Below are 21,651 nucleotides of genomic sequence, written 5' to 3'. Positions count from 1 at the left end.
CGCGCGCCGTGACGGCGGTCGTGACGCAACCGGAACGGGCCTAACGAATAGTTCATGCGCATGGCGTAGACCCGTCGCCGGTTGATCGGTCAGCAGGACGTCGGCGATGAAAGTCTGTTCCAACACTGGCGTGGCCGGGTTTGCCGGTGCGTCGCTCGCGACCGCGGCGGTCGGGCGTTGACCGCCGCCTTGCCCTCCGCCGGCCCGCCGCGCGCGTCGCGGATCGGCCGGCTGTCGTCGTGGCTCCATCGCCCGTCCGACGCCCCCGCGACCGTCGCGCGCCGCGACGCCGACCGCCGCCTCTATGGGGATGTCGGCGCGTTCCTCGACGCCCACGATCTGTCACCGACACCCGATCATTTCCGCATCGTCCGCGCCCATCTGCTGGGCGAGGACGTCGGCCTGTCGCGAGCGATCGACGACCATCTCGCACGGCACGATGGCATCACCGCGTCCGACCTCGAAGCCTTCGCCGCGGTGCGGCCGGGCGATGCGCTCCATCCCGATCGCATCGCCCGGCTCGCCGACGCGCTGGCGGCGCGGCTCGCCGAATCGGAACTCGCCTTTCGCCAGAGCCATACGTCGGTGCGCGACTATGAAAGCGCACTCACCGCCGAGGTCGACGCCGCCGCGCGCGATCCGGGGGGCACCGTCGAGCGGCTGCTGTCGCTGACCTCCGCGGCCATCGCCCGGGCGCAGCAACTCGCCGACCGCCTGCAACAGACGCATGGCGAAACCGAACGCCTGCGTGGGCATTTGCAGGCGGCGCAACGCGCTGCGTCGGAGGACCACCTCACCGGCCTGCCCAACCGTCGCTGCTTCGATACGCGGTTGCAGGCGCTGGCGGTGGCAGCCGACGACCCTCCGCATAGCGTCGCGCTGTGCGACATCGACGATTTCAAGGCGATCAACGACCGCCACGGCCACGACACCGGCGATCGGGTGCTGAAGCTGATCGCGCGCCACCTCACCGCCGAACTCGGCGTCGGGGTTCTGGTGGCACGCCACGGCGGCGAGGAATTCGCCTGCCTGTTCGAGGATAGCGCGCCCGACCATGCCCGCGCGCTGCTCGACGACGTGCGCGCCACGCTCGCACGGCGCACGCTGGTCAATCAGGCATCGGGCGAAGGCATCGGGCGCCTCACCTTTTCCGCCGGCGTCGCGGTGCTGGGCGGCGATCCGGCGGCGGCGATGCGTCAGGCCGACGCCGCGCTCTATTCGGCCAAACGCGACGGCAAGGACCGGGTCGCCATCGCGTCCTGATCCGCGGCACGGCCGTAGAGCGCGAAGGTCGCCTGCGCGCCCGCCAGCGCCGCCGCCGCCCACTCCGCCCCGCCCGCCGCGGCCCGCACATCGAGCGCGGCGAGCAGCGCCCGCCACTCCCCCGCCGCGTGCCGCGCCGCCAGATAGCTGGCGGGCAGGCCGGCCGGCACCGCGCGCGCGAGCAGCTGTCCGCCGAGCCGCGACCCCTCGATCACGTAGAGCGCACCCCAGCGCGCCGGCCCCCGCGCCTCGAATGCGAGCGGCACCGGCAGCGGCTGCCCCAATGCCGCCAGATCCGCGGCGAGCAGCGCCGTCCGCGGCCGCCACGAGGGCAATGCCTCCTCGTCGCCGGCCTGCGCCAACACCGCCTCGACCGCGGGCAACGCGCGGCCGTGCGCCAGCAGGAATCGGCGGTAATCGTCGGCATCGTCCAGCGTGAATCCACCGAAGCGGTCGTCCACGCGCTGGTGGTCGACGGCGGTGGCGGCACGCAGCATCTGGACGAACGACATGCACCTCCCCTGCCCTGCCCGCGCGCCGCTGTCGACCCGTGCGGGGGCGCCGCCGCCGGTTGCATTCGGCGATGTCGTTTCGCCCCTGAGTCATGCTATCGTCATGCGTGTCCGCCATCGTCTTCCCGGATCGCGGCGCCAACCCCGGCGCCTCCGATCCGTCCCGGTACGGCGCTACCGGCAGAATCGGCTTGCACGCCGGTCCGCCGGGCCCCATGCGCGCCGCGCCATTATCGAAAGGTCTCTTATGGTTGCCTGGTTCCAGGCGCTGATGCCGAAGCAAGGTCGTTTCTTCGATCAGTTCGAGGCGCATGCCGCCACGCTGGTCGCGGGCGCCGACGCCTTGCAGAAGCTGTTCAGCGGCGACGGCGCGATCGCGCAGCATATCGCCGAGATCGTCGATCGCGAGCATGAGGCCGACGATATCACCCGCGCGGTCCTCCAGGACGTGCGCCGCGTCTTCGTCACGCCGTTCGACCGCTCGGCGATCACCGACCTGATCGGGGTGATGGACGATTCGATCGACCAGATGAACCAGACCGCGACGACCATCGCGCTGTACGAGGTGACCGAGTTCGCGCCCGCGATGCGCGACATGGTGCAGCTGGTGGTCGAGGCGGCGCGCGTCACCGCGGAGGCGATCCCGCTGCTGCGCAAGCTCGACGCGAACGCCGGCCGCCTGCACGAACTGACCGCGCGGCTGGTCCAGCTGGAGGGCGAGGCGGACGAATTCCATGCCACCGGCCTCAGGGCGCTGTTCAAGGCCTGCGGCAACGACCAGCCGATGAAGTTCATCGTCGAGCGCGAGATCTACAGCCATCTGGAACGCATCGCCGACCGGTTCGAGGACATCGCCAACGAGATCCAGGGTCTCGTGATCGATCACGCCTAGACCATGACCATCTCCTTCACGCTGCTGGTCGCCCTGATCGGCGTGGCGCTGCTGTTCGATTTCCTGAACGGCCTGCACGACGCCGCCAATTCGATCGCGACGGTGGTCTCGACGCGCGTCCTCAAGCCGCATCACGCGGTGCTGTGGGCCGCCTTCTTCAACTTCATCGCATTCGCGGTGTTCGGGCTCCATGTCGCGCAGACCGTGGGCAAGGGCATCGTCGATGCGCAGATCATCGATCCGCAGGTGATCTTCGGCGCGCTGATGGGCGCGATCGTGTGGAACGTCATCACCTGGCGCTACGGCATCCCGTCCAGCTCCAGCCACGCGCTGATCGGCGGACTGCTCGGTGCCGGCATCTCCAAGGCGGGATTCTCCAGCGTCGTCTGGGTCGGGGTCGGCAAGACGGTGGCGGCGATCTTCCTGTCGCCGACGGTCGGGCTGGTCCTCGCGCTGCTATTGGTGCTGGTCGTCGCGTGGAGCTCGCTCAAGCTGACGCCGATGGGCGTCGACAAGCGCTTCCGCAAATTGCAGCTGGTGTCGGCCGCGCTGTACAGCCTCGGCCATGGCGGCAACGACGCACAGAAGACGATGGGGATCATCACCGTCCTGCTCTATTCGCAGGGCATGCTGGGCGGCGAGTTCCACGTCCCCTTCTGGGTGGTGCTGTCGTGCCAGGCGGCGATGGCGCTGGGCACGATGTCGGGCGGATGGAAGATCGTCCACACGATGGGATCGAAGATCACGCGGCTGACCCCGGCGCAGGGCTTCTGCGCCGAAACCGGCGGGGCGATCACGTTGTTCATGGCGACGATGGGCGGTATTCCCGTGTCGTCGACGCATACGATCACCGGCGCGATCGTCGGTGTCGGCTCCGCCCGCCGGCTGAGCGCGGTGCGCTGGAACATCGCCAGCCGCATCGTCGTCGCCTGGGTCGTCACGCTGCCCGCGGCGGGGCTGATCGGCGCCGCCTTCTACGAGCTGGCGGCGTTCATGTCCGCCTGACGCCGGGCGCGGGGTTCATCGCGGGGCCACCCGCGGTCTGCGATGGGGGGCCATGGCGAGACGCTCCACACCGGGCCGCAACCGCAGGCCAACGCCACCGCCGCGCCCGCCGGCCGAGCCGCGGCGCGAGACGATCGCGGCGCGTATCCGGCGATGGTGGCGGGTGATCCGCACCGGCTTCTGATGCGGCGGGGGTGACCGGTCAGGCGACGACGCGCAGCCGCCCGGGTCCGCGGTCCGGCCGGTACAACAGCTCGTCGACCTTGGCGGCGAGGTCCACCTGTCGAAACGGCTTGGACAGCCGCGGCACGTCGTCGGGCACGTCGTCGCCGGTCGACGCATAGCCGGTGATGAGCAGCGCCGGCAGCCGTCGTTCGAGGCCGCGCAATTCCGCGATCAGCGCGGCACCGCTCATCCCGGGCATCATATAGTCGGTGACGACGACATCGATCTCCGCGCCCGCCCGCACCGCGGCCAGCGCCTGGCTGCCCGACGGCACCTCGACGACGTGATAGCCGATGTCGCGCAGCATCTCGGCCGTGGCGTTGCGCACGATATCCTCGTCGTCGACCAGCAGCACCCGCGCGGCGCGACGCGCGGGCAACGGCTCCGCGGGGCGATCGGCGGCGGCGGCGGGCCGTTCCGCGGTCGCCGGCAGCCACAGCGCGATGCTGGTGCCCCGCCCGGACTCGCTGGCCAGCGTCAGCGTGCCCCCCGATTGCGCGGCAAGGCCGTGGATCATCGACAGGCCGAGGCCGGTGCCCTTGCCGACGCCCTTGGTCGAGAAGAACGGTTCGGTCGCGCGCGCCAGCGTCGCCTTGTCCATGCCGATCCCGGTGTCGCTCGCCAGGATCCGGACATAGTCGCCCGGCGCCAGTTCCAGCGCGTTGCGCGGTTCGACCGTCGCGTTCGATACCGTGATGGTCAGCGTGCCGCCGCCCGGCATCGCGTCGCGCGCATTGATCGCGAGGTTGAGCAGCGCCAGTTCGAGCTGGTTGGGGTCGACCATCGCCGACGGCAGTCCGGACGGAATTTCCAGCGCCGTCCGGATGGTGGGGCCGAGCGAGCGGCGGATCAGGTCGACGATGCCGTCGATCAGCGCGCCGATGTCGACGGGGCGCGGCTGGAGCGCCTGACGGCGCGCGAAGGCGAGCAGCCGCTGGGTCAATGTCGCGGCGCGCTCGGCGGCCTGCAACGCCCCGCCGACCATCCGCTGCGTCCGCTCGTCGTCCTTGTGCCGCCGCCGCAGCAGGTCGAGGCTGCCGACGATCGGCGTTAGCAGATTGTTGAAATCGTGCGCGACGCCCCCGGTCAGCTGGCCGATCGCATCCATCTTCTGCGCCTGCGCGAGTTGCGCGTCGGCCTCCTTGCGGGTGGTGACGTCGGTCACCACGCCGGTCAGGCGCACCGGCCGGCCCTCGGCATCGTTGCGGATCCGGCCCTTCTTGGTGATCCAGCGGCGGCTGCCGTCGGCGCCGCGGATCGCACATTCGATGTCGAGCGTGCCCGTCGCCGGCGCCTCGTCGAACGCCGCCGCGATCCGCGCCCGCTCGGCCGGCTCGACATGGGTCAGCAGGCGCGCGATCGACCAGTCGGGCTGCGGTTCGGCATAGCCGAAGATCTCGTCGTGGCGCATGCTCCGGCCGATCTCGCCCGTCGCCAGATCGAGGTCCCAGCTGCCCATGCCCGCCGCATCGAGCGCGAATTCGAGGCTGGAGCGCGCCGCCTCGAGCTCCGCGGTACGTTGCCGCACCGCGGTTTCCAGCGTCGCCGCGGCGGAGCGGACCTCATATTGCCGGCGGCGCGCCTTGATCGCGGACCGCACCGCGCCGAGCATCGCCTCGGCATGCAGCGGCCGTTCCAGCAGCACGACGTTGCCGAGGTCGGCGATCCGTTCCGCCGCCTTTTCCGACCGCGGTGCCCGCGTGCCGTTCGCCAGCACGACGAAGGGCAGGTCGGACCAGGTCGGCTGCGTCGCGATCCAGTCTGCCAGGGCGGTCCGGTCGGACGCCGCCAGCGCCTCTTCGGTGATGAGGACGGTGGCGGCACCTTCGCACACGCCGGCGACCAGCGCATCGAGGTCGGCGACGACTGTCGCGATCAGGCCGCCACGTTGCAGCAGGTCGGCGGCGACGCTGGCGTCGCGGCCGCGGGGCGCGAGGATCAGGACGCGTTCGTCCATCAGGCGTGCGGCGTCCCGGGGTCGTCCTGTCCCGCGGTGGCGGCGAGGAGCGTCTTGCCCTCGCCCGAGAAGGTCGGAACGCCGGTCAGGATCCCCTGGAAATGCTGGAGCGGTTCGCCGAGCATGATCCCGCCGGGGCCGACGCTGAATTCGCGGATCGTCCGCTCGTGCTGCGCGGTCCGCGTCTTGATGACCGATATCGCCTGTCGCACCGCGCCGAACGCCTCGAAATAGCGCAGCTGCACCGCGGTATCGGCGAGGTAGCTGAGGTCGACGTCGGCGCGGACGTCCCCCATGATGCCATGCATCCCCAGGATCAGCATCGTCACCACGCCGCGCTGGCCCAGGTAGGTCAGCATCTCATGCATCTGCAGCACGAGGAACTGCTCGCTCGGCATGGATTGCAGATAGGCGTTCAGGCTGTCGATCGCGATCATCCGCGCCGCATCCTTTTCCACCGACGCGCGGACGGTGGCGGCGAATTCGCCGGGCGACAGTTCGGCGGGGTCGATCGCGCGCAGGTTGAGCTGCCCCGTGTCGATATAGGGTTGCAGGTCCATTCCCAGCGCCCGCGACCGCGACAGCAATGTGGGCGCGCGTTCGTCGAACAGGAAATAGGCGACATGCTCGCCGCGACGCAGCGCCGCCGTCATGCACTGGACCGTCGCGGTGGTCTTGCCGACGCCGGCCGGACCGGTCAGCAGCGTCGCGGTGCCCGGCACCAGTCCGCCGCCGAGCAACGCGTCGAAGCCCGCGAGGCCGGTCGAGACGAACGGCATCTCCGGCACTACGCCATGCTCCGCCGCGACCAGCCGCGGAAAGACGTTCAGTCCGCCGCGCTCGATCTCGAAATCGTGATAGCCGCCGCTGTAGCGCATGCCGCGCATCTTGACGACGTGCAGCCGTCGCCGCTGTGCGCCGAAGCCCGACAGCGTCTGTTCCAGCGACAGCACGCCATGCGCGATGCTGTGCAATTGCAGGTCGCCGCCGGACGCGCTCTTGTCGTCGAGCACCAGTACGGTGCAGTGCCGCGTCGCGAAGAAATGCTTCAGCGCCAGGATCTGGCGCCGGTACCGCACCGGGTTCTGCGCCAGCAGCCGCAGTTCGGACAGGCTGTCGATCACCACCCGCGCCGGGCGCAGCTCGTCGACGCGCGCCATGATCGCACGCACCGTCTCGCCGAGCTCGACCTCGCTGGGATGCAGCAGCGTCTGCTCGTGCTCGTCCGACAGGCCGTCGGCGGGCACCATCTCGAAGATCGTGATCGGATCGAGCGACCAGCCGTGCGTCGCCGCGACCGCGCGCAACTCGACCTCGGTCTCCGCCAGCGTGACGTACAGGCCGACCTCGCGCAGCGCGACCCCCGCCAGCAGGAAGCCCAGCCCGAGCGTCGTCTTGCCGGTGCCCGGCGTCCCCTCGACCAGATACAGCCGTTCGGGCGTGACGCCGCCGCCCAGAACGGTGTCGAGCCCGACGACACCGGTCGAGGCCGGCGAAGATGATGTTGCTTGCTGCGGCACGCCGTCGTTCCTGCTTGGCTCACGCGCGGGCTGAAAAAATCGTGCGCGAGCCGCTGGTCTAGGGACAATGTCGGCCCACCGCTAGCCGCTCATTGAACAGGATTCGGGTCGCGGCGCAACCGATCGCAACTGTGCCGTTTCCGGACTCCCCCGCTTCGATCGTGTCGAAGGAAAGATCTTTCGCATTCTTAACGCCGTGTTAACCCTGTTGCCGGGGTGGCGATACCGACGTCGAGTCGGAGGCAAACAGGTGAGGATGACCATGAAGACACTGATTTTGGGACTGGCACTCGTTCCGGCAGCGATGGCCGCGACTCCGGCAGCCGCGACCGTGATCCTGCCCGGCCAGACCGGCATGGTGTTCACGCCGCTCGATACCACGACCCGCGGGACGCTGCTGTCGTCGACGACGCAATCGGGCACCGCAGCGACGATCAGCGGCACCGTCGCCGAAGCGGTCTATCGCAACACCTTCGGCACGCTGGATTTCTATTTCCAGGTGTTCCGCACCGGCGGCACCGCCGAGATCGACGCACTGAACGTCAGCTCGTTCGCCGGCTATCTGGTCGATGCCTTCACCGACGGCACCGATTTCGACGGCGCCGGCCCGTTTGCGACGGTCAACAACCCGACGCTCGCGGATGGCACGCCCAGCGGCTCGACGACGCGCGTCGGCCGTTCCAACGACGGCTCGGTGATGCGGGTCGATTTCGGCCTCAACGGCCTGACCGGTTCGGAAAACAGCACGACCTACATCTTCCGCACCAACGCGATCAACTTCGCGCCGCAGACGGGCAATGCGACCGTCAGCAACGGAACGTCGTTCAACGTGCTGGCGCCGCAGCCGATCGGCCCCGCCGTGCCCGAGCCCGCGACCTGGGCGATGATGATCCTCGGCATGGCGTCCGTCGGCTATGCCGCCCGCCGCAACAGGAGCCGGGTGGCGACGCGCGTCCGCTTCGGCTGACGTTCGATCGTGCCGGCGTTCGTCGCTTCCCCCAAGGGAAGCGGCGGGCGCCGTCGCACGAACAGCCTTGCTTCCCGTTTATCCGTCGCAGGCGTCGCATCGCGCGATCGATGACTATCGGCGATGCCCCTTTGCAGGCCGCGCCCGGCGGACGGCGGCGGCACCGCTGTTTTCCACATCCTCGCGCGCCAGCTTGCGCCACCGGTCGAACCGGTCCGGATCGAGCGTCCCGGCGCCGATGGCCGCTTGGATCGCGCAGCCGGGTTCGTCGCCATGGCCGCAGTTGGAAAACCGACAGGCGAGCGCCACGTCGGTGACGTCGTCGAACACCTCGGCCACCCCGGCGGCGACCTCGGACATCTGCAATTCGCGCATGCCGGGCGTGTCGACCAGCCAACCGCCCTCGCCCATGCGACCGGTCAGCCGGTGCATCTCGCGGACCGTCGTCGTGTGCCGGCCCTTGCCGTCGTCCTCGCGCACGGCCTGGGTCGCGATGCCGTCCGATCCGCGCAACGTATTGACGAGCGTCGACTTGCCCACGCCGGACGATCCCACCAGCGCGACGGTTTCGCCCCGGCCGCAATAGTCCGCGAGCGAGGCGGTGCGCGTCGCGTCGCGCGCATCGACCTGATGCACCCGCAATCCCGACTGGAGCGCGCGCGCCGACGCGGCGAAATCCGCCGGATCCGCCGCCAGATCGGTCTTGGTCAGCACCACGACCGGGCGCACCCCGACCTCGCGCGCCAGCACGAGATAGCGTTCGACCCGCGCGACGTTGAAATCCGCGTTGCAGGAGGTGACGATGAACAGCGTGTCGACGTTCGCGGCGATCAGCTGGACCCGGCGATCGTCGCCGGGAGCGGGCCGCTTGAACAGGCTGGTCCGGTCGAGGATGCGGATCACGCCGCGCGTGGTGCGATCGATCATCAGCCAGTCGCCGACGGTCGGCCGATCGTCGGCGGTTCCGGCCGCGGGCATCCGGGACGGGATCGATTCCTCCCCGTCCGCGCCGGCGACGGTCACCCGCCCGCGGTGGACCGACAGGACCCGGACGGGCAGACCATCCCGCGCCTCACCGCTCGTGACCTGCCGGGCAAAGACGGGTTTCCAGCCCAGGTCGGCAAGGACTCGGGTTGCGGCATCGCTCATCGCGTCCGGGCCCTATGCCCCGTCCGCGGGGTCCGCGTCCGGCGCCTGCACCCCGGCACCGCGCTTCTCCGCCTTGGCCTGTGCCTTTTTCGCGGCCTCGGCCGCCTTGTTCTTCTCGCGCTCGCGGCGCTCGAAGTCGTAATTCGGTTTGCGTGGGATGTCGGTCGCTCCACAATTGGGATACCGGTCCTGGCGACATGCCAGACCTTCGGCCCTTCCGACCCGGCTACACGGATCGGACGCCGGGGACTAGGCACCAGAACGGGATCGGGACGGTATGGCGGGCACGACGGCGGTTTGGGACGAGGCGCGCGTCCGCCTGTGGCTGGACCGCAGGATCGCCGCCGCACGGCTGGACCAGGCGGCGGCGGACCGGCGCGGCTATGCGGCGCAGGACGATTATGACGCGGCGGCGGCCGAGGAATGGGCCTGCCGTGCCCTGCACGCCGGCGATCACGCCGGTGACCGGGCGACGTTCGCGGCCCGCATCAAGACGCTGCTGGCGCAGGACGACTATCGGATCGCCGGGGTCCACGACGACCGGCGGGTGGACCGGCATGTCCGCGCCACGCTGAGAAAGGTCGCGCGCCTCGCCAAGGGCGACGATGGCTTCGCGAACACCTTGCGCTATCAGGGCTGACGCGTCACCGATCGGGACGGCGCACGGGATCGGGACATCGGGCAGAGGCATGGCACGCAAGCATTCGAAGCATGGCCCCTATCCGGATGCGGCCGGCGAAGACGACGCGCCGCCGGCCGCGCCGGCATGCTGGCTGTGTTCGCGACCGACGGGCAAGACCATCGTCTGGCACCATCCCGTGCCCAAGAGCCGGGGCGGGCGCGACGTGGTGCCGATGCATCCGGTCTGTCAGCAGACGCTGACCGCCAATTTCACCAATTCCGAGCTGCAACGCCACGGCATGGACGTCGACGGCCTGCTCGCCCACCCCAACGTGCGCAAGTTCGTCGACTGGGTCGCCAACAAGGAACCGGACTTCACCGCCACCATGGCGCGCAAGCAGCGCTGACCGCCGGTTCGCAAGCGCGATACCGCCGTGATGACGGCGAGGCGGATCGCGGATCGCCGAGTCCGCGCCGCCCTCACTGCGACGACAGGGAAAACGGCCGCGCGGCGGGCCCGGTGGCCCATCGGCGGTTCGGCCGCGCCGCCATCGCGAAGCGCAGTTCGCCGCCCGCGCGCAATTCGGCATCGCGCACGAAGCTCCGCTCGAGCGGCGTGCCGTTCAGCGTGACCGCAGCGATGTAGCGGTTGGTCGCGGACAGGCCGTCGGCGACGACGGTGAACCGCTTGCCCCCCGGCAGGGTCAGCGTCGCGCGATCGACGAATGGCCGGCCGATGACATATTCGTTCGATCCCGGCGCGACCGGATAGAAGCCGAGCGCGGTGAACACCAGCCACGCCGACATCTGGCCGAGGTCGTCGTTGCCGGCGAGGCCGTCGGGCGTCGCGCGATATTGCGAGGCGACGATCTGGGTCAGCCGCTCCTGCGTGCGCCACGGCGCGCCCGCATAATCGTACAGATAGGCGACGTGATGGCTGGGTTCGTTGCCATGGATGTACTGGCCGATCAGCCCGGCGATATCCTCGGCATGGCTGTAGTCGAGCGTCGACATGTCATAGTCGAACATCGCGTCGAGCTTTGCGATCGCCTTCGCATCGCCGCCGAGCAGACGGAACAGGCCCGCTTGGTCCTGTGGCATGAACCAGCTGTATTGCCAGGCATTGCCCTCCGTATAGTCCGACCCATAGTTGATCGCGGTCGGATCGAACGGCGTGCGGAACGCGCCTGACGCGGTGCGGGCGCGCAGCCAGCCGGTCCTGGCATCGAAGCTGTTGCGCCAGTTGCCCGCACGCCGTTCGAACCGCTCGGCGATCGCCGTCCGCCCCATCGCCCGCGCCATGCGCGCGATCGTCCAGTCGTCATAGGCATATTCGACGGTCTTCGACGCCGCCTCCGGCTCCCGGTCGATCGGGACGTAGCCGCGCGCGATATAGTCGCCGAGGCCACCGTAGGGTGCATAGTCGGCGCTGGCGACCATCGCGTCGAGCGCGGCGTCGGCATCGAACCCGCGTATGCCCTTCAGATAGGCGTCGGCGATCACCGGGGCGGCGTGATAGCCGATCATCGTCCACGTCTCGCGCCCGGCGAACTGCCATACCGGCAGGATGCCGAACGGACTGTATCGGCGGCTCTCGATCAGCGAACGGACGACGTCGACGCTGGTCTGCTCGGGCTGGATCAGCGTCAGCAGCGGATGTTCGGCGCGAAACGTGTCCCACAGCGAAAAGGTCGAGCGAAAGGTGAATCCCGCCGCGACGTGCACCTGATCGTCGGGTCCGCGATAGCGACCGTCGGCGTCGCTCCAGACGCTCGGCGCCAGCAGCGCGTGGTAGAGCGCGGTGTAGACGGTCGTGCGCATCGCCGGCGTCGCCTCGATCGCGACCGCGCCGAGCGCCCGGGCCCAGGCGGCGGCGGTCCGCGCCCGCACCGCGTCGAACCCGCCCGGCTCCGCATCGAGGTTGGCGATCGCCCGCGCCTCGTCGACGCCCGACAGCGCCACCCGCACCTCCAGCGGGCGATCGAGCCGCCCGAAGTCGAGCCGCGCCTCCAGTGCGCGACCGAGCCGCTCGGCGACGGCGTCGCTGCCGCGGCCGGGTCCCTGGAACCCCTTGTAGGGCACCGCCGCATCGCGATCGACGAAGGCGTGCCCGGACGGCGGCGCGGAGAATCGCATGGCGAAATACAGCTTGCGCCCGGGCGCCCAGCCGCGCGTCTCGCGGAAACCGGTGAGCGTGCCGTCGGGGCGCAGATGCAGGCCCGACCAGAGGATCTTGCCCGGATAGTCGTAGAGCGACGATCGCAGGTCGATGACCAGATGCGCGGCGCGGCCCCCGGGAAACCGATAGCGATGCACACCGATGCGCGTCCCCGCGGTCATTTCGGCGCGCACGCCGGTATCGGTCAGCGTCACGGCATAATAGCCCGGTCGCGCGACCTCCGACGCATGGGCGAAGCGCGAACGATAGCCCGATCCCGGCCGCTGCGGATCGCCCGGATCGAGCCGCACGTCCTCGCCGACCTGCGGCATCACCAGCACGTCGCCGAGATCCGAATGACCGGCGCCCGAAAAATGCGTGTGGCTGAACCCCTGGATCGTCGGATCCTCGTAGCGATAGCCCGCGGCATGGCCGTAGCACGCGCGCAGGATGCAGCGCGTGTCGGTATCCGGCGACAGCTGCACCATCCCGAACGGTGCGGTCGCGCCCGGGAAGGTGTGCCCCTCGCCACCGGTGCCGATCATCGGATCGACGACATCGATCGGGGGCGGCGGCGACGCCGTCCGGGCGACCGCGGCGCCCGAGAGCAGCAGGGCGGACAGGAGAAGGATACGCATCGGGCGATCTAAGCATCTGCGATCGCCCGACGAAACCCCCGTCGCGCGGCACGTTCACGGCATCGTGCCCCGGATGCCGGCGCGCCGGCAATCGTCCCCATTCCGGCCGGGCGCGCCCGGCGCCTCCCAACTTCCCTATTGCCGTCCCGTCCGCGACGCGGCAGCAACGCCGCCGGAGAGACGCCATTGCGGCGCAACGGGTGGTGGAGATGGCATCGACAGGCGGTACCTTGCCCCGCACCGACCAAAGCGCGGCGGCGTTCGACTGGGCCGCCACCCCGCTCGGTCCGCGCGACGCATGGCCGGAAGACCTTCGCACGGCGATCGATGCGGCGGTCGCTGGCAGGACCGGGCACGGGCGCGCCGGCGCGCACCCCGTGCGGACGGACGATCCCGCGACCCCCGCCCCCGCCGCGGTTCTCGACGCCCTGTTCCGCACCGCGCCGCTCGGGCTGGCGGTATGGGATCGCAACCTCCGGTTCCTGCGCATCAACCAGACGCTGGCGGACATGAACGGCATCCCGGCCGAGGACCATGTCGGTCGCCATCCCGCAGAGATCCTGCCGGATATCGAGGACCTCGATGCCATCGTCGCGCGCTGGCAGGAGGTGCTCGACACCGGCGTGCCGTGGATGAACGTCGAGGTCTATGGCGCGACCCCCGCCGACCGCGACGCGCAGCGCAGCTGGGTCGAGCATTTCTTTCCGATCGAGGCGGACGGCCGCATCCTGGGCCTGGGCGCGATCATCGAGGAAACGACCGAACGGCGGCGGGTCGAGAATGCGTTGCGCGCCAGCGAGGCCCGGTTCCAGCATTTCGCCGCGGCCTCTTCGGACGTGCTGTGGATCCGCAACGTCGCGACCGGGGCATTCGAGTTCATCAGCCCGTCGCTCGGCAGCCAGCTCGAGGTGCTCGGCCCCGGCGGCGAGGCCGTCAACCTGCTCGACATGATCCTGCCGGAGGATTTCCCCGCCGCCTGGGAAACGCTGCGCCAGGCACGCGAGGGGCACCCGACCGCGCATGACTGCCGCGCGCGCCGGCCGCGCGACGGCGCGATCCTGTGGGTCAGGATCACCGCGTTTCCGATGCGCGACAAAGACGGCGTGATCCGTCGCCTCGGCGGGATCATCCGCGACATCACCGCCGATCGCGCGTCGTCCGAACGCCTGACGGTGCTGGTCGGGGAATTGCAGCACCGGACCCGCAACCTGATGGGCATCACCCAGGCGATCGTCGAGAACACGCTCGAGACGGCGACCGATTTCGCCACCTTCACCGACAAGATTCGCGACCGGATCGCCGCCCTGTCGCGCGCGGAGGGTCTGTTGTCGCAGGTGCAGGGCCGCGAGCGCGTCGCGTTCCCGGAACTCATCCGCGGCGAACTCGCGGCGTTCGGTGCCTTGCCAGAGGAAACCGACCGTGTCCGCCTCGCCGGGCCCGACGACGTGCCGCTGCGATCGAGCAGCGTGCAGACGCTGGCGCTGGCGATCCACGAACTGGTGACCAATGCGGTGAAATACGGCGCGCTGGGGACCGAAAAAGGGTATCTGACGATCCGCTGGTGGCTGGAGGACGATCTCGGCGGCGGGAAGGGCCAGCGCCTGACCGTCGACTGGCGCGAGCATGGAGTCACCATGGCGCCGTCGCAGGCCGGGGGCGGCACCAGCGGCCAGGGCCGCGAGCTGATCGAGCACGCCCTGCCCTATCAGCTCGGCGCGACGACCCGCTTCGCGCTCGGCGACGACGGCGTCCACTGCACGATCACGCTGCCCGTCTCGACCGCGGGATCGATGCCGTGACGCGGGACCTGCACGGCAAGCGCATCCTGATCGTCGAGGACGAATATCTGATCGCACGGCAGGTGCGCCGCGCCATCGAGGCCAGCGGCGGCACGGTCGCGGGCGTCGTCGGCACCGTCGCCGATGCGCTCCGGATCGTCGATGCCGATCCCGCCATCGATGCGGCGGTGCTGGACGTCAACCTGGGCGGCGAACGGATCACCCCGGTCGCCCAGCGGCTGGCGGACACCGGCGTGCCGTTCCTGTTTTCCAGCGGGTACGAGAAGGCGGAATTCGTCAGCGCCTTCGGTCACGCCCCCCACCTCCGCAAGCCGACGACCGCGCCGCAACTGATCGCGGGGCTGATCGCGGTGCTGGCCGCGGACGGGGCGACCGACGACAATCGCTAGAGCCGATCGACGTGCGGGGGTGGCAGGCTTCCGCCGCGCCATGGCACCCGTCGGGCGCCACCGTTCGACGAACGACCGGTGCCGCCCGGTGGCGGTGTTCCCGGCCATCCCGGGCCCGCTCAGGTCGGGCCGGAGGATGGCCCATCGCCGCGACCGAAACCCCGGGGGCGCTGGCCCAGCGCTTCGCACGGCCGGTCGCACCGCTGGATGTCTGGGCCGCTACGCCCGCCCCGTGCGTCCGAACAGCGCATCCTCATCCTGCATGCGAGCGTACAACGCTCGCTCCGCCTGCCCTCTGTTTGCGTCCGATCCGATGGCCGGGCGAATGCCGGCGCGTCGCGCGTCGGTGGGACTGTCCCGCCGAACGCGAGCATCATACGATGCCATCGATATTGCAGCGGTGACGGACGTATCCTGTGCCGGATACGGGCCTGCCGCGCCTCGACCCACTCCGTGGCGTAAGCGGGCACAACCCGTCTGGAGGGGGCAGGTACACGTCTGTCTAGCCCGCGCTGCGTCGTTTTCCATGCATTCAGGCGGCGGCTGGAGCGGGTGAAGGGAATTGGGCGTAAGCGTACATTCCTGAAGGCCCAGGTCTGACCACCCTGCCCTTTAGCCGTGGAGCCGTAATGTCGTTTGTTTTCAATGGCAGTTGACGCTTTATGTGGTCGGAACGTGTCATTGTAGATCAATGACTTACAGGGCCGGGGCCATATCCCTTGTGCCCGGAGACACTCCCCGCCAACATGAACCCTTGTTCAATGGGTGGGCGCGATGATCCGACAGCAGACTATCGACAGGTGCTTGAACACGGTCTGGGCGATCGCGTCATCGCGCTACTGCCAGCACTTTCTAATTGGCTTCACGGCGCAGTCGATATCTGCTAGGATGTCAGGAACGTACTACAGGGCGACCTTTGACCACATGGTCGTTCTGGCAGATCGCCTCAGCCGATCCGACGGGCTAGCGCTTGAAGAGGCTCTCCAAACTGCCTGCAAATTCGGCACGGCGCGAGGCGAACCTTATCGGCGGAAGTATCATCCCGATCACCGATCGGATGTATATCGACCCAGTGTTGGGAACGCAGGTCTGATCGATCCTCTCGGCCGAACGAATTCCGTTTATATGGCTTGGGTAGAGCCCTGAACTCTGCGGTGCGGTTGCGGCTCATACCGCCGTTCCGTTGTTTCAACGGACGGGGAGGACTGGACAGCGCCCTGAACAAGAAGGCTAGTTCGCCGTTGGCGATACCAGCGCGATACCAAGTTTCCTCAATCTAGGCGAGAGTCGTCGGCGCTAGCGGACCGTTGACGAGACTGCTACGCAATCGTCCTGTCCAAAAGGGATGATGCATGTTTTTCGACGTCGAGGTTGGTTTTACGTCTGCCGAGATTCGCGATTCTCGCCGTTTTGTAGGTCGGACAAACATCATCCGGGATTGCGTAAAAGCGCTCAATGCTCCCGTAGGGCTGATTGCAGTCTACGGTCGACGTGGGGTGGGAAAGTCGTCGTTGCTTCGGCAAATCCAAAATATGGCGAACGGCGATTACACTACAGCTAAGCAAGCGGGGCTTGAACATCTAATCCCGAAAAGGCCTCGTCGATATTATACTGCGTACTACACGTGCGACGCAATGATTGAGGACGCTAACGCGCTACTGACTCGGTTGTGTAATGATCAGCATCCGGAAGATGGTTTGCTTCGCTTAGTTCCTGACAATGGGAAGGAACTGGTCGAATTTTCACGATCCGATGAAGATTCAATTGGGCTAGATTTGAAAGTCGTAAAGTGGGGCGGCAAGGGTACAGACGCCTCGAAGTATGCGAGGGTCGTTCCCGGCAATATAGTCCAGACATTCCGAAACTTCGTCGATTCGGTTGTCGAAGCAAACAACCGCCTGTTCAATAAGCGGGATGCTGTGCTCATCCTACTCGACGAATTTGACGTTGTTCGAGACAAGGCAGGTATCGGATCGATCATCAAGTCGATGAGCAGCGATCGTGTCAAATTCGCAATTTGCGGAATTGGTCGCGATCTTGTCGAATTGGTAGAAGACCATCAGTCAGTCGAGCGACTTCTGGAGGAAGGTGCGATCGACATCAAGCCAATGGCCGATGGGGAAATACGCGAGATATTTGCTCGTGCAACGCTGCTTTTTGGCGACGCTCTGAAATTTGATGCGGAGGTAGTTGAGCAGATTACGAAGCTGTCGGACGGTTACCCTTATCTGGCGCAATTAATGGGGAAGGCATGTGTAAATCGTGTTAACGAAACGCAAGCGCCTCGGGTGGACGCAAGGGTCTTTGAAGATGTACTGGAAGATATCCGATCAGGCAGTGCATTCCCAACCTTAGAGAGCGCATATCTGCGTGCTGTGGGTCAGTCAGAACCTCGACGGTTATTGCTGACTATTCTGGCGGAGCAGACAACTGACGTGGCTAAGTACAACGACGATGTTCAACGCGTCGCTCTACGGGAAATCCGTCCGTTGGCAACTGAGTTCGAGATCGATCATATCGACCAGCTGGTTCCCAGATTGATCGATAAGAAATTCGGCCCGGCTCTTGTTCGCGATCCAGACATTCATGGTGCTTACGAATGGGTCAATCCGGTTCTGCGTGCTTATGTCCGATTGAGGCGCTGACTTCCGAGGGCAGTAGACCATCGCGCAGCGTCGCTTTACGAACAGGGCGGGCGCCTGCCAATTCCAGCGGAGGGGCGTTCAGCTGGGGGCGGAATGCAGAGACGATGGATATGGGCTGCCGCGGCGGCAGTGGCAGTGTTTGTGGGGGCCTATGTTGCCTCCCCATATTGGGCAGCCCGGCAACTGCGCATCGCAGCGGCCAGCGGCGATACCGATGGCCTCGAGCAACGAGTTGACTTTCCGGCGGTACGCGCGAGCCTCAAATCGCAGCTAACCGTTATAATCACCCAAAAGATGAATGACGACGCGAACCTCAAGAACAACCCGTTCGCCGGCCTAGGCATGATGCTGATGCCGACCATCATCAACAATATGGTCGAGGGCTTCGTCACGCCCGACGCGATCGCCACGATGGCGACGCAAGGCAAGATTTCGAAGCAGTCAAAGCCGGCCGGGGACACGCCGCCTGTTTCCTACGTTTACGGCTATCGCGGCCTGGACCGGTTCGGCGTCGGAATTAAGAACGACAAGGCGCCCACGGATCGTAAGCTCACCTTCGTGCTGGACCGCCGCGGCCTGTTCACTTGGCGTCTAGTGCGGATCGAAATACCCGCTGAAATCCTAAAGCAACCGGCTTAGCTCTACTGGGGCGGCCCTCTCGGTGTAAACGAGATGCTCTACCAACTGAGCTAAGCGCCCCCTCTCGGGAGACCCGCGTATTACCGTCGTTTTTGCTCAGGGCAAGCGTCCGTTTCACGGAAGCCAGCGGACCAAAAAGGAAACGGCTGGACCCACGAGTCCCGCACTATTCCCGAACTGAAAAGAGCGGGGTTATCGACAGGTCAGCCGATCAGGATTGGACAGGTCGTATTGCGCCACGACTGCTTGAATGCGTCGAGCGGCTAGCGATGACGCATGACCTATATGACGTGCTCACAAGCCGATTTCGCGTCCATCAGTTCACCGAGATCGTTGGTTTGACGCTTCGCGCCCGCCGAGGCCGAAACGGACCATTGCCTCGAAGTCAGCGAACGAAGTATGACACAACGCCGGCGAAACCAAGCTACGGGGGCTTACCGGCTCTGGCCGGCAATTGGACGAGCGACATGAGATCTGACGGCCTTCAAGAGTGCGAAAAGCTTCACATCGATATGCGCACGCACATGCTAGCAATGCAGTCGGCTGGATCTCACGAGGCAGTAGTGAAACACTGGGTGGCGGTCATCAACGCGTATGTGACGATTTTCAATAAATTACGCGCTGCGTCACAAGGGGAGCCAAAATCCTGGGCGTTTACCAACCGGCTTAAAAACGAGATGAGGAAAGATCCTATTCTCGCATATGCTTATGCCGCACGTGGCGCGGAAGAGCATGGCATCGGCGTAGGTCATGCTGACCTTCACCCGATCCAGTTTTCTGGTCCAGTTCCTTCCTCACGGATGGCAGTGAATCCTGAATTAAAGGCATTCTCCGAACGCCAAGGCATGCCCCTGTTAATAACGCCGCAAAGTTCTTTTCTTAAACCAGTAAGGAACAAAGGCCGTTGGTATAGTCCACCTTCGAGGCTCCCCGTATCGACCACTGATAATATCGATAATGATCCGAGCACGCCGATTAACGTCGCAGTACGGGTTTGCCTGAAGACTCATCATTGGCTTGAGGAGGCGAAAACGCTGCCGGCCCATATGTAATTTCCGCGTCCTTCTTGCACGCAACGCGAACGGCAAGGAGTGATATCGTGGTCATGGCCTGACTTCCCCGCGATAGTCGACAAGCCCGTTTAGTCTAAGCTTCGGCGCCGATCGACGAAGCAGATTGCGTGGCAGCGCCTCAATAAGTGGTGGACGGTGATCCAAGGCAGGTTCTGTTACGGGTCTGCCGGACCAGGGGCTTTCGGTCCCGCCATCGCCCTCCTCATCGCCGCAGCGATGAGGAGGGTCGTTTTCAGTCGGCTGCTGTATCGGAAAGGCGCGACGTTTTGTCCGGTTCGACGCCGATACTAAGCGGCTAGCGCATTCACTCGCCGGGTAAACCTCGACCATTCAGCAATGCGGTCAGCTGTAGATTTTACCGCTACGTCGAGTAGATAAAATCCGTCCAGCAGAAGAGACATATCCGTCCCCCTTATTTCGATACTATCCAGCTTAAAAAATCCGGTATCCAGCGTATTTGGATTCTCTGCGGTTGCCGACAATGACCAACTTGAAATCGAATCTCTATCATCATCTAACCCGATTTGGATTACATGGTTCTTGTGCGTTAACTCAAATGCTCGGAGGTGTTTCGCTATGTCCTCGCGTGGGCTATGAGTCCGGACGATGAATGGGCTGATCTCCCGAGGAGTTGCGGCTAAGTTATAAGCCTCAAATAGCTTTTTGTTCAGAGCGAGGGGACCGGCGTGATCGTACATTCCTGTTATCAGAACTAGCACCTGCTCGCTTATGCTGTGATCAACAGCCCAGAACAGGCCCTCCGGCCGGAGGCCAAGCCGCCTCAACGCGGTGAGGAAATCTCGCCCAGCAGCTATACGTGCGGCAGATAGGTTGCTTTTAGCCATGGCACTACTCCCATATCCCCAAACGCGGCTGCAATATAGCCTTTGATCACCGCGCGCGGGATCGGCGTGAAGCTGTACGAATGCGATCGATTCCAGTCCCACATGGTCATCACCGCAGGCGCCACGGGGTCAGTTTCGGATATTGCTATTCCAGCTATGGCAAATAAGCCGCGCAGATCGTGATGCCATAAATCCGGACGCTGAGATCGCGATGGCCAAGCGTTCAGACCCTCCTTCCGCATAATCACCGCTTTCACCGCGCATTCAACGGCAAAGCCGCACTCGTTCCAGGCGCGCGCGGCCGCGGCGGGGTCTTTTTCACATAGCCTCGCCGCCGCTTCGCATGACGCGGCAAGGACGAGCCATTCTGCGGCAGAATTAGCCTGCGGAAACATCAAGTCTCCGCGCAAAGGCGTCTGAGCGGTTGATTCGCGAAGTCACGCCGCCACGATAGCACCTGCTGTAGCAAATCTGTCCATAGCCTACCTCTGGCTCACCGTCGTGCGCCTTGCGCGAATCGACCGGCCGCCGCAGCCTGCCGGCATGGACCAGCTGACCACCGCCCTCGACCGCCTTCGCCGGTTCCGCGACACCTTCAACGACGGCGAGCCGGTCGACGAGGAGAGCAGGTTGTTCGCCGACGACCTCACGACGATCATCTGCGCGGTCGAGGCGTTCGGCGAGGATGCGGTAGCGGGCGATCCGAAACCCGAATAGGCGGTTGATCCAACTAGAACAAATGTGGAACATTGTCGGCGCTGATCGAATCGGAGCCGCCAATGTCACCCCGCGAAAACCTGCGTCAGCTGGCCGCTGCGCGCGGCGAGAGTCTCGCCAACCTGTCCGCCCTCATCGGCCGGAATGCCGCCTACCTGCACCAGTTAGTCACCCGCGGTTCGCCCAAGCGCCTCGCTGACGACGATCGGCTCTACCTGGCGAAATACCTCAACGTCGACGAGCGAAAGCTGGGCGCCCGCGACCCGTGGGAACCGGTCTTTTGATCGATGGGGCGCATCTACGTCCTGACCTTGGGCGACGCGGCGAAACGCGGGCTGATCCTGGAGATCGCGTGCCTGCGCTGCGCGCGCGTAATCTACCGGCACCCGACCGACTTCCTCGGGATGAAGACGCCGGCCGGTCGGGAGATCAGGAGCCATATCTACATCGAGGAGCTCGGCACCATGTTCCGGTGCCGCGGCGCGGCCGGCGCGCGTGGATGCGGTGCGAAGGGCGCGCGCGTCGTTCCGCGGTGGAAGACCGAGCTGAAGGTGCCCGCCGGCGTGCCGCTGCTGCCGTTCCTCAACGCCGATGACCGCGAGCGGAAGCGGATGATCCGTGCCGCTCGCGGTTGAGG

General features: G+C 66.3%; 18 protein-coding genes, 1 tRNA gene and 3 pseudogenes. 14 read left to right on the top strand and 8 right to left on the bottom strand.

All coding sequences use genetic code 11. The annotated features are described in order from the left end of the window. The first annotated feature begins 177 nt into the window (after nucleotides 1-177). On the top strand, nucleotides 178-1,263 hold the full coding sequence (locus LPN01_RS09910) for a sensor domain-containing diguanylate cyclase (RefSeq protein ID WP_262828234.1): 1,086 nt from the start codon (nucleotides 178-180) through the stop codon (nucleotides 1,261-1,263). On the opposite strand, the gene LPN01_RS09905 is transcribed toward LPN01_RS09910, so the two are convergent. After that, nucleotides 1,215-1,775: a biliverdin-producing heme oxygenase gene (locus tag LPN01_RS09905; protein ID WP_262828233.1), complete on the bottom strand. Its 561-nt coding sequence runs from the start codon at nucleotides 1,773-1,775 to the stop codon at nucleotides 1,215-1,217. The genes LPN01_RS09910 and LPN01_RS09905 overlap by 49 nt on opposite strands. Before the next feature lie 235 nt (nucleotides 1,776-2,010). Between LPN01_RS09905 and LPN01_RS09900 the strand changes: the two are divergent. Both LPN01_RS09900 and LPN01_RS09895 read left to right on the top strand, forming a co-directional pair. After that, nucleotides 2,011-2,667 (top strand): annotated as a pseudogene (locus LPN01_RS09900) (DUF47 domain-containing protein); the annotation flags it as partial. Nucleotides 2,668-2,670: 3 nt separating this feature from the next. Continuing rightward, nucleotides 2,671-3,672 carry an inorganic phosphate transporter gene (locus LPN01_RS09895; protein ID WP_262828232.1) on the top strand — a complete coding sequence of 334 codons (1,002 nt, stop codon included), beginning with the start codon at nucleotides 2,671-2,673 and terminating at the stop codon, nucleotides 3,670-3,672. A 202-nt stretch (nucleotides 3,673-3,874) separates the two neighbouring features. Here LPN01_RS09895 and LPN01_RS09890 read toward each other — a convergent pair whose 3' ends face one another. Then, nucleotides 3,875-5,854, bottom strand: a complete 1,980-nt coding sequence (locus tag LPN01_RS09890) for a PAS domain-containing hybrid sensor histidine kinase/response regulator (RefSeq protein ID WP_262828231.1) — start codon at nucleotides 5,852-5,854, stop codon at nucleotides 3,875-3,877. Then, nucleotides 5,854-7,374, bottom strand: coding sequence for an ATPase domain-containing protein (locus LPN01_RS09885; protein WP_262828230.1), 1,521 nt, complete (start codon nucleotides 7,372-7,374; stop codon nucleotides 5,854-5,856). Before LPN01_RS09885 ends, LPN01_RS09890 begins: the two co-directional genes overlap by 1 nt. Nucleotides 7,375-7,636: 262 nt before the next feature. Between LPN01_RS09885 and LPN01_RS09880 the strand changes: the two genes are divergently transcribed. Further along, nucleotides 7,637-8,341 (top strand): PEPxxWA-CTERM sorting domain-containing protein, encoded by a 705-nt coding sequence (locus LPN01_RS09880; RefSeq protein WP_262828229.1) that lies wholly within the window; start codon nucleotides 7,637-7,639, stop codon nucleotides 8,339-8,341. A gap of 114 nt (nucleotides 8,342-8,455) precedes the next feature. Here the strand turns inward: LPN01_RS09880 and rsgA are convergent, their stop codons facing one another. Next, a complete protein-coding gene (rsgA, locus tag LPN01_RS09875; RefSeq protein WP_262828228.1) occupies nucleotides 8,456-9,490 on the bottom strand; it encodes a ribosome small subunit-dependent GTPase A in 1,035 nt (344 codons plus the stop codon). Nucleotides 9,491-9,767: 277 nt separating this feature from the next. Here rsgA and LPN01_RS09870 point away from each other — a divergent pair, with 277 nt between their 5' ends. Together LPN01_RS09870 and LPN01_RS09865 are read left to right on the top strand one after the other, a co-directional pair. After that, nucleotides 9,768-10,130: a hypothetical protein gene (locus tag LPN01_RS09870; protein WP_262828227.1), complete on the top strand. Its 363-nt coding sequence runs from the start codon at nucleotides 9,768-9,770 to the stop codon at nucleotides 10,128-10,130. Between the two features lie 49 nt (nucleotides 10,131-10,179). Beyond that, nucleotides 10,180-10,518: a hypothetical protein gene (locus tag LPN01_RS09865; protein WP_262828226.1), complete on the top strand. Its 339-nt coding sequence runs from the start codon at nucleotides 10,180-10,182 to the stop codon at nucleotides 10,516-10,518. A gap of 73 nt (nucleotides 10,519-10,591) precedes the next feature. On the opposite strand, the pseudogene LPN01_RS09860 reads toward LPN01_RS09865, so the two are convergent. Further along, nucleotides 10,592-12,925, bottom strand: a pseudogene (locus LPN01_RS09860) (GH92 family glycosyl hydrolase); the annotation flags it as partial. 212 nt (nucleotides 12,926-13,137) lie between these two features. Here LPN01_RS09860 and LPN01_RS09855 point away from each other — a divergent pair. From LPN01_RS09855 to LPN01_RS19145, 4 genes and pseudogenes are all read left to right on the top strand, one after another. Next, the gene (locus tag LPN01_RS09855) at nucleotides 13,138-14,706 is read left to right on the top strand and encodes a sensor histidine kinase (protein ID WP_262828225.1); all 1,569 of its coding nucleotides are present in this window, start codon (nucleotides 13,138-13,140) and stop codon (nucleotides 14,704-14,706) included. Next, nucleotides 14,703-15,095, top strand: coding sequence for a response regulator (locus LPN01_RS09850; RefSeq protein WP_262828224.1), 393 nt, complete (start codon nucleotides 14,703-14,705; stop codon nucleotides 15,093-15,095). The genes LPN01_RS09855 and LPN01_RS09850 overlap by 4 nt, the downstream gene beginning before the upstream one ends. A gap of 1,352 nt (nucleotides 15,096-16,447) precedes the next feature. Beyond that, on the top strand, nucleotides 16,448-17,740 hold the full coding sequence (locus tag LPN01_RS09845; protein ID WP_262828223.1) for an AAA family ATPase: 1,293 nt from the start codon (nucleotides 16,448-16,450) through the stop codon (nucleotides 17,738-17,740). A gap of 93 nt (nucleotides 17,741-17,833) precedes the next feature. Further along, nucleotides 17,834-18,142, top strand: a pseudogene (locus tag LPN01_RS19145) (DUF2939 domain-containing protein); the annotation flags it as partial. 183 nt (nucleotides 18,143-18,325) lie between these two features. Here LPN01_RS19145 and LPN01_RS09840 read toward each other — a convergent pair. Further along, nucleotides 18,326-18,433, bottom strand: a tRNA-Val gene (locus LPN01_RS09840). Between the two features lie 413 nt (nucleotides 18,434-18,846). On the opposite strand from LPN01_RS09840, the gene LPN01_RS09835 reads away from it, so the two are divergent. Beyond that, complete coding sequence (locus LPN01_RS09835) at nucleotides 18,847-19,431, top strand: hypothetical protein (protein ID WP_262828222.1); 585 nt, start codon at nucleotides 18,847-18,849, stop codon at nucleotides 19,429-19,431. A 308-nt stretch (nucleotides 19,432-19,739) separates the two neighbouring features. Here LPN01_RS09835 and LPN01_RS09830 read toward each other — a convergent pair whose 3' ends face one another. Both LPN01_RS09830 and LPN01_RS09825 read right to left on the bottom strand, forming a co-directional pair. Next, entirely contained in the window at nucleotides 19,740-20,297 is a 558-nt protein-coding gene (locus tag LPN01_RS09830) for a hypothetical protein (protein ID WP_262828221.1), read from the bottom strand. Beyond that, entirely contained in the window at nucleotides 20,264-20,692 is a 429-nt protein-coding gene (locus LPN01_RS09825) for a hypothetical protein (protein ID WP_262828220.1), read from the bottom strand. Before LPN01_RS09825 ends, LPN01_RS09830 begins: the two co-directional genes overlap by 34 nt. 106 nt (nucleotides 20,693-20,798) lie before the next feature. On the opposite strand from LPN01_RS09825, the gene LPN01_RS09820 reads away from it, so the two are divergent. The 3 genes from LPN01_RS09820 to LPN01_RS09810 are packed head-to-tail and all read left to right on the top strand — an operon-like array spanning nucleotide 20,799 to nucleotide 21,649. Next, on the top strand, nucleotides 20,799-21,014 hold the full coding sequence (locus tag LPN01_RS09820) for a hypothetical protein (RefSeq protein ID WP_262828218.1): 216 nt from the start codon (nucleotides 20,799-20,801) through the stop codon (nucleotides 21,012-21,014). Nucleotides 21,015-21,046: 32 nt separating this feature from the next. Next, nucleotides 21,047-21,298: a hypothetical protein gene (locus LPN01_RS09815; RefSeq protein WP_262828217.1), complete on the top strand. Its 252-nt coding sequence runs from the start codon at nucleotides 21,047-21,049 to the stop codon at nucleotides 21,296-21,298. A gap of 3 nt (nucleotides 21,299-21,301) precedes the next feature. Beyond that, nucleotides 21,302-21,649, top strand: coding sequence for a hypothetical protein (locus LPN01_RS09810; RefSeq protein WP_262828216.1), 348 nt, complete (start codon nucleotides 21,302-21,304; stop codon nucleotides 21,647-21,649). Nucleotides 21,650-21,651 lie beyond the last annotated feature (2 nt).

The sequence above is a fragment of the Sphingomonas sp. A2-49 genome (assembly GCF_025548555.1).
Classification (GTDB): domain Bacteria; phylum Pseudomonadota; class Alphaproteobacteria; order Sphingomonadales; family Sphingomonadaceae; genus Sphingomonas.
This window is presented reverse-complemented; position numbering and strand designations above follow the sequence as displayed.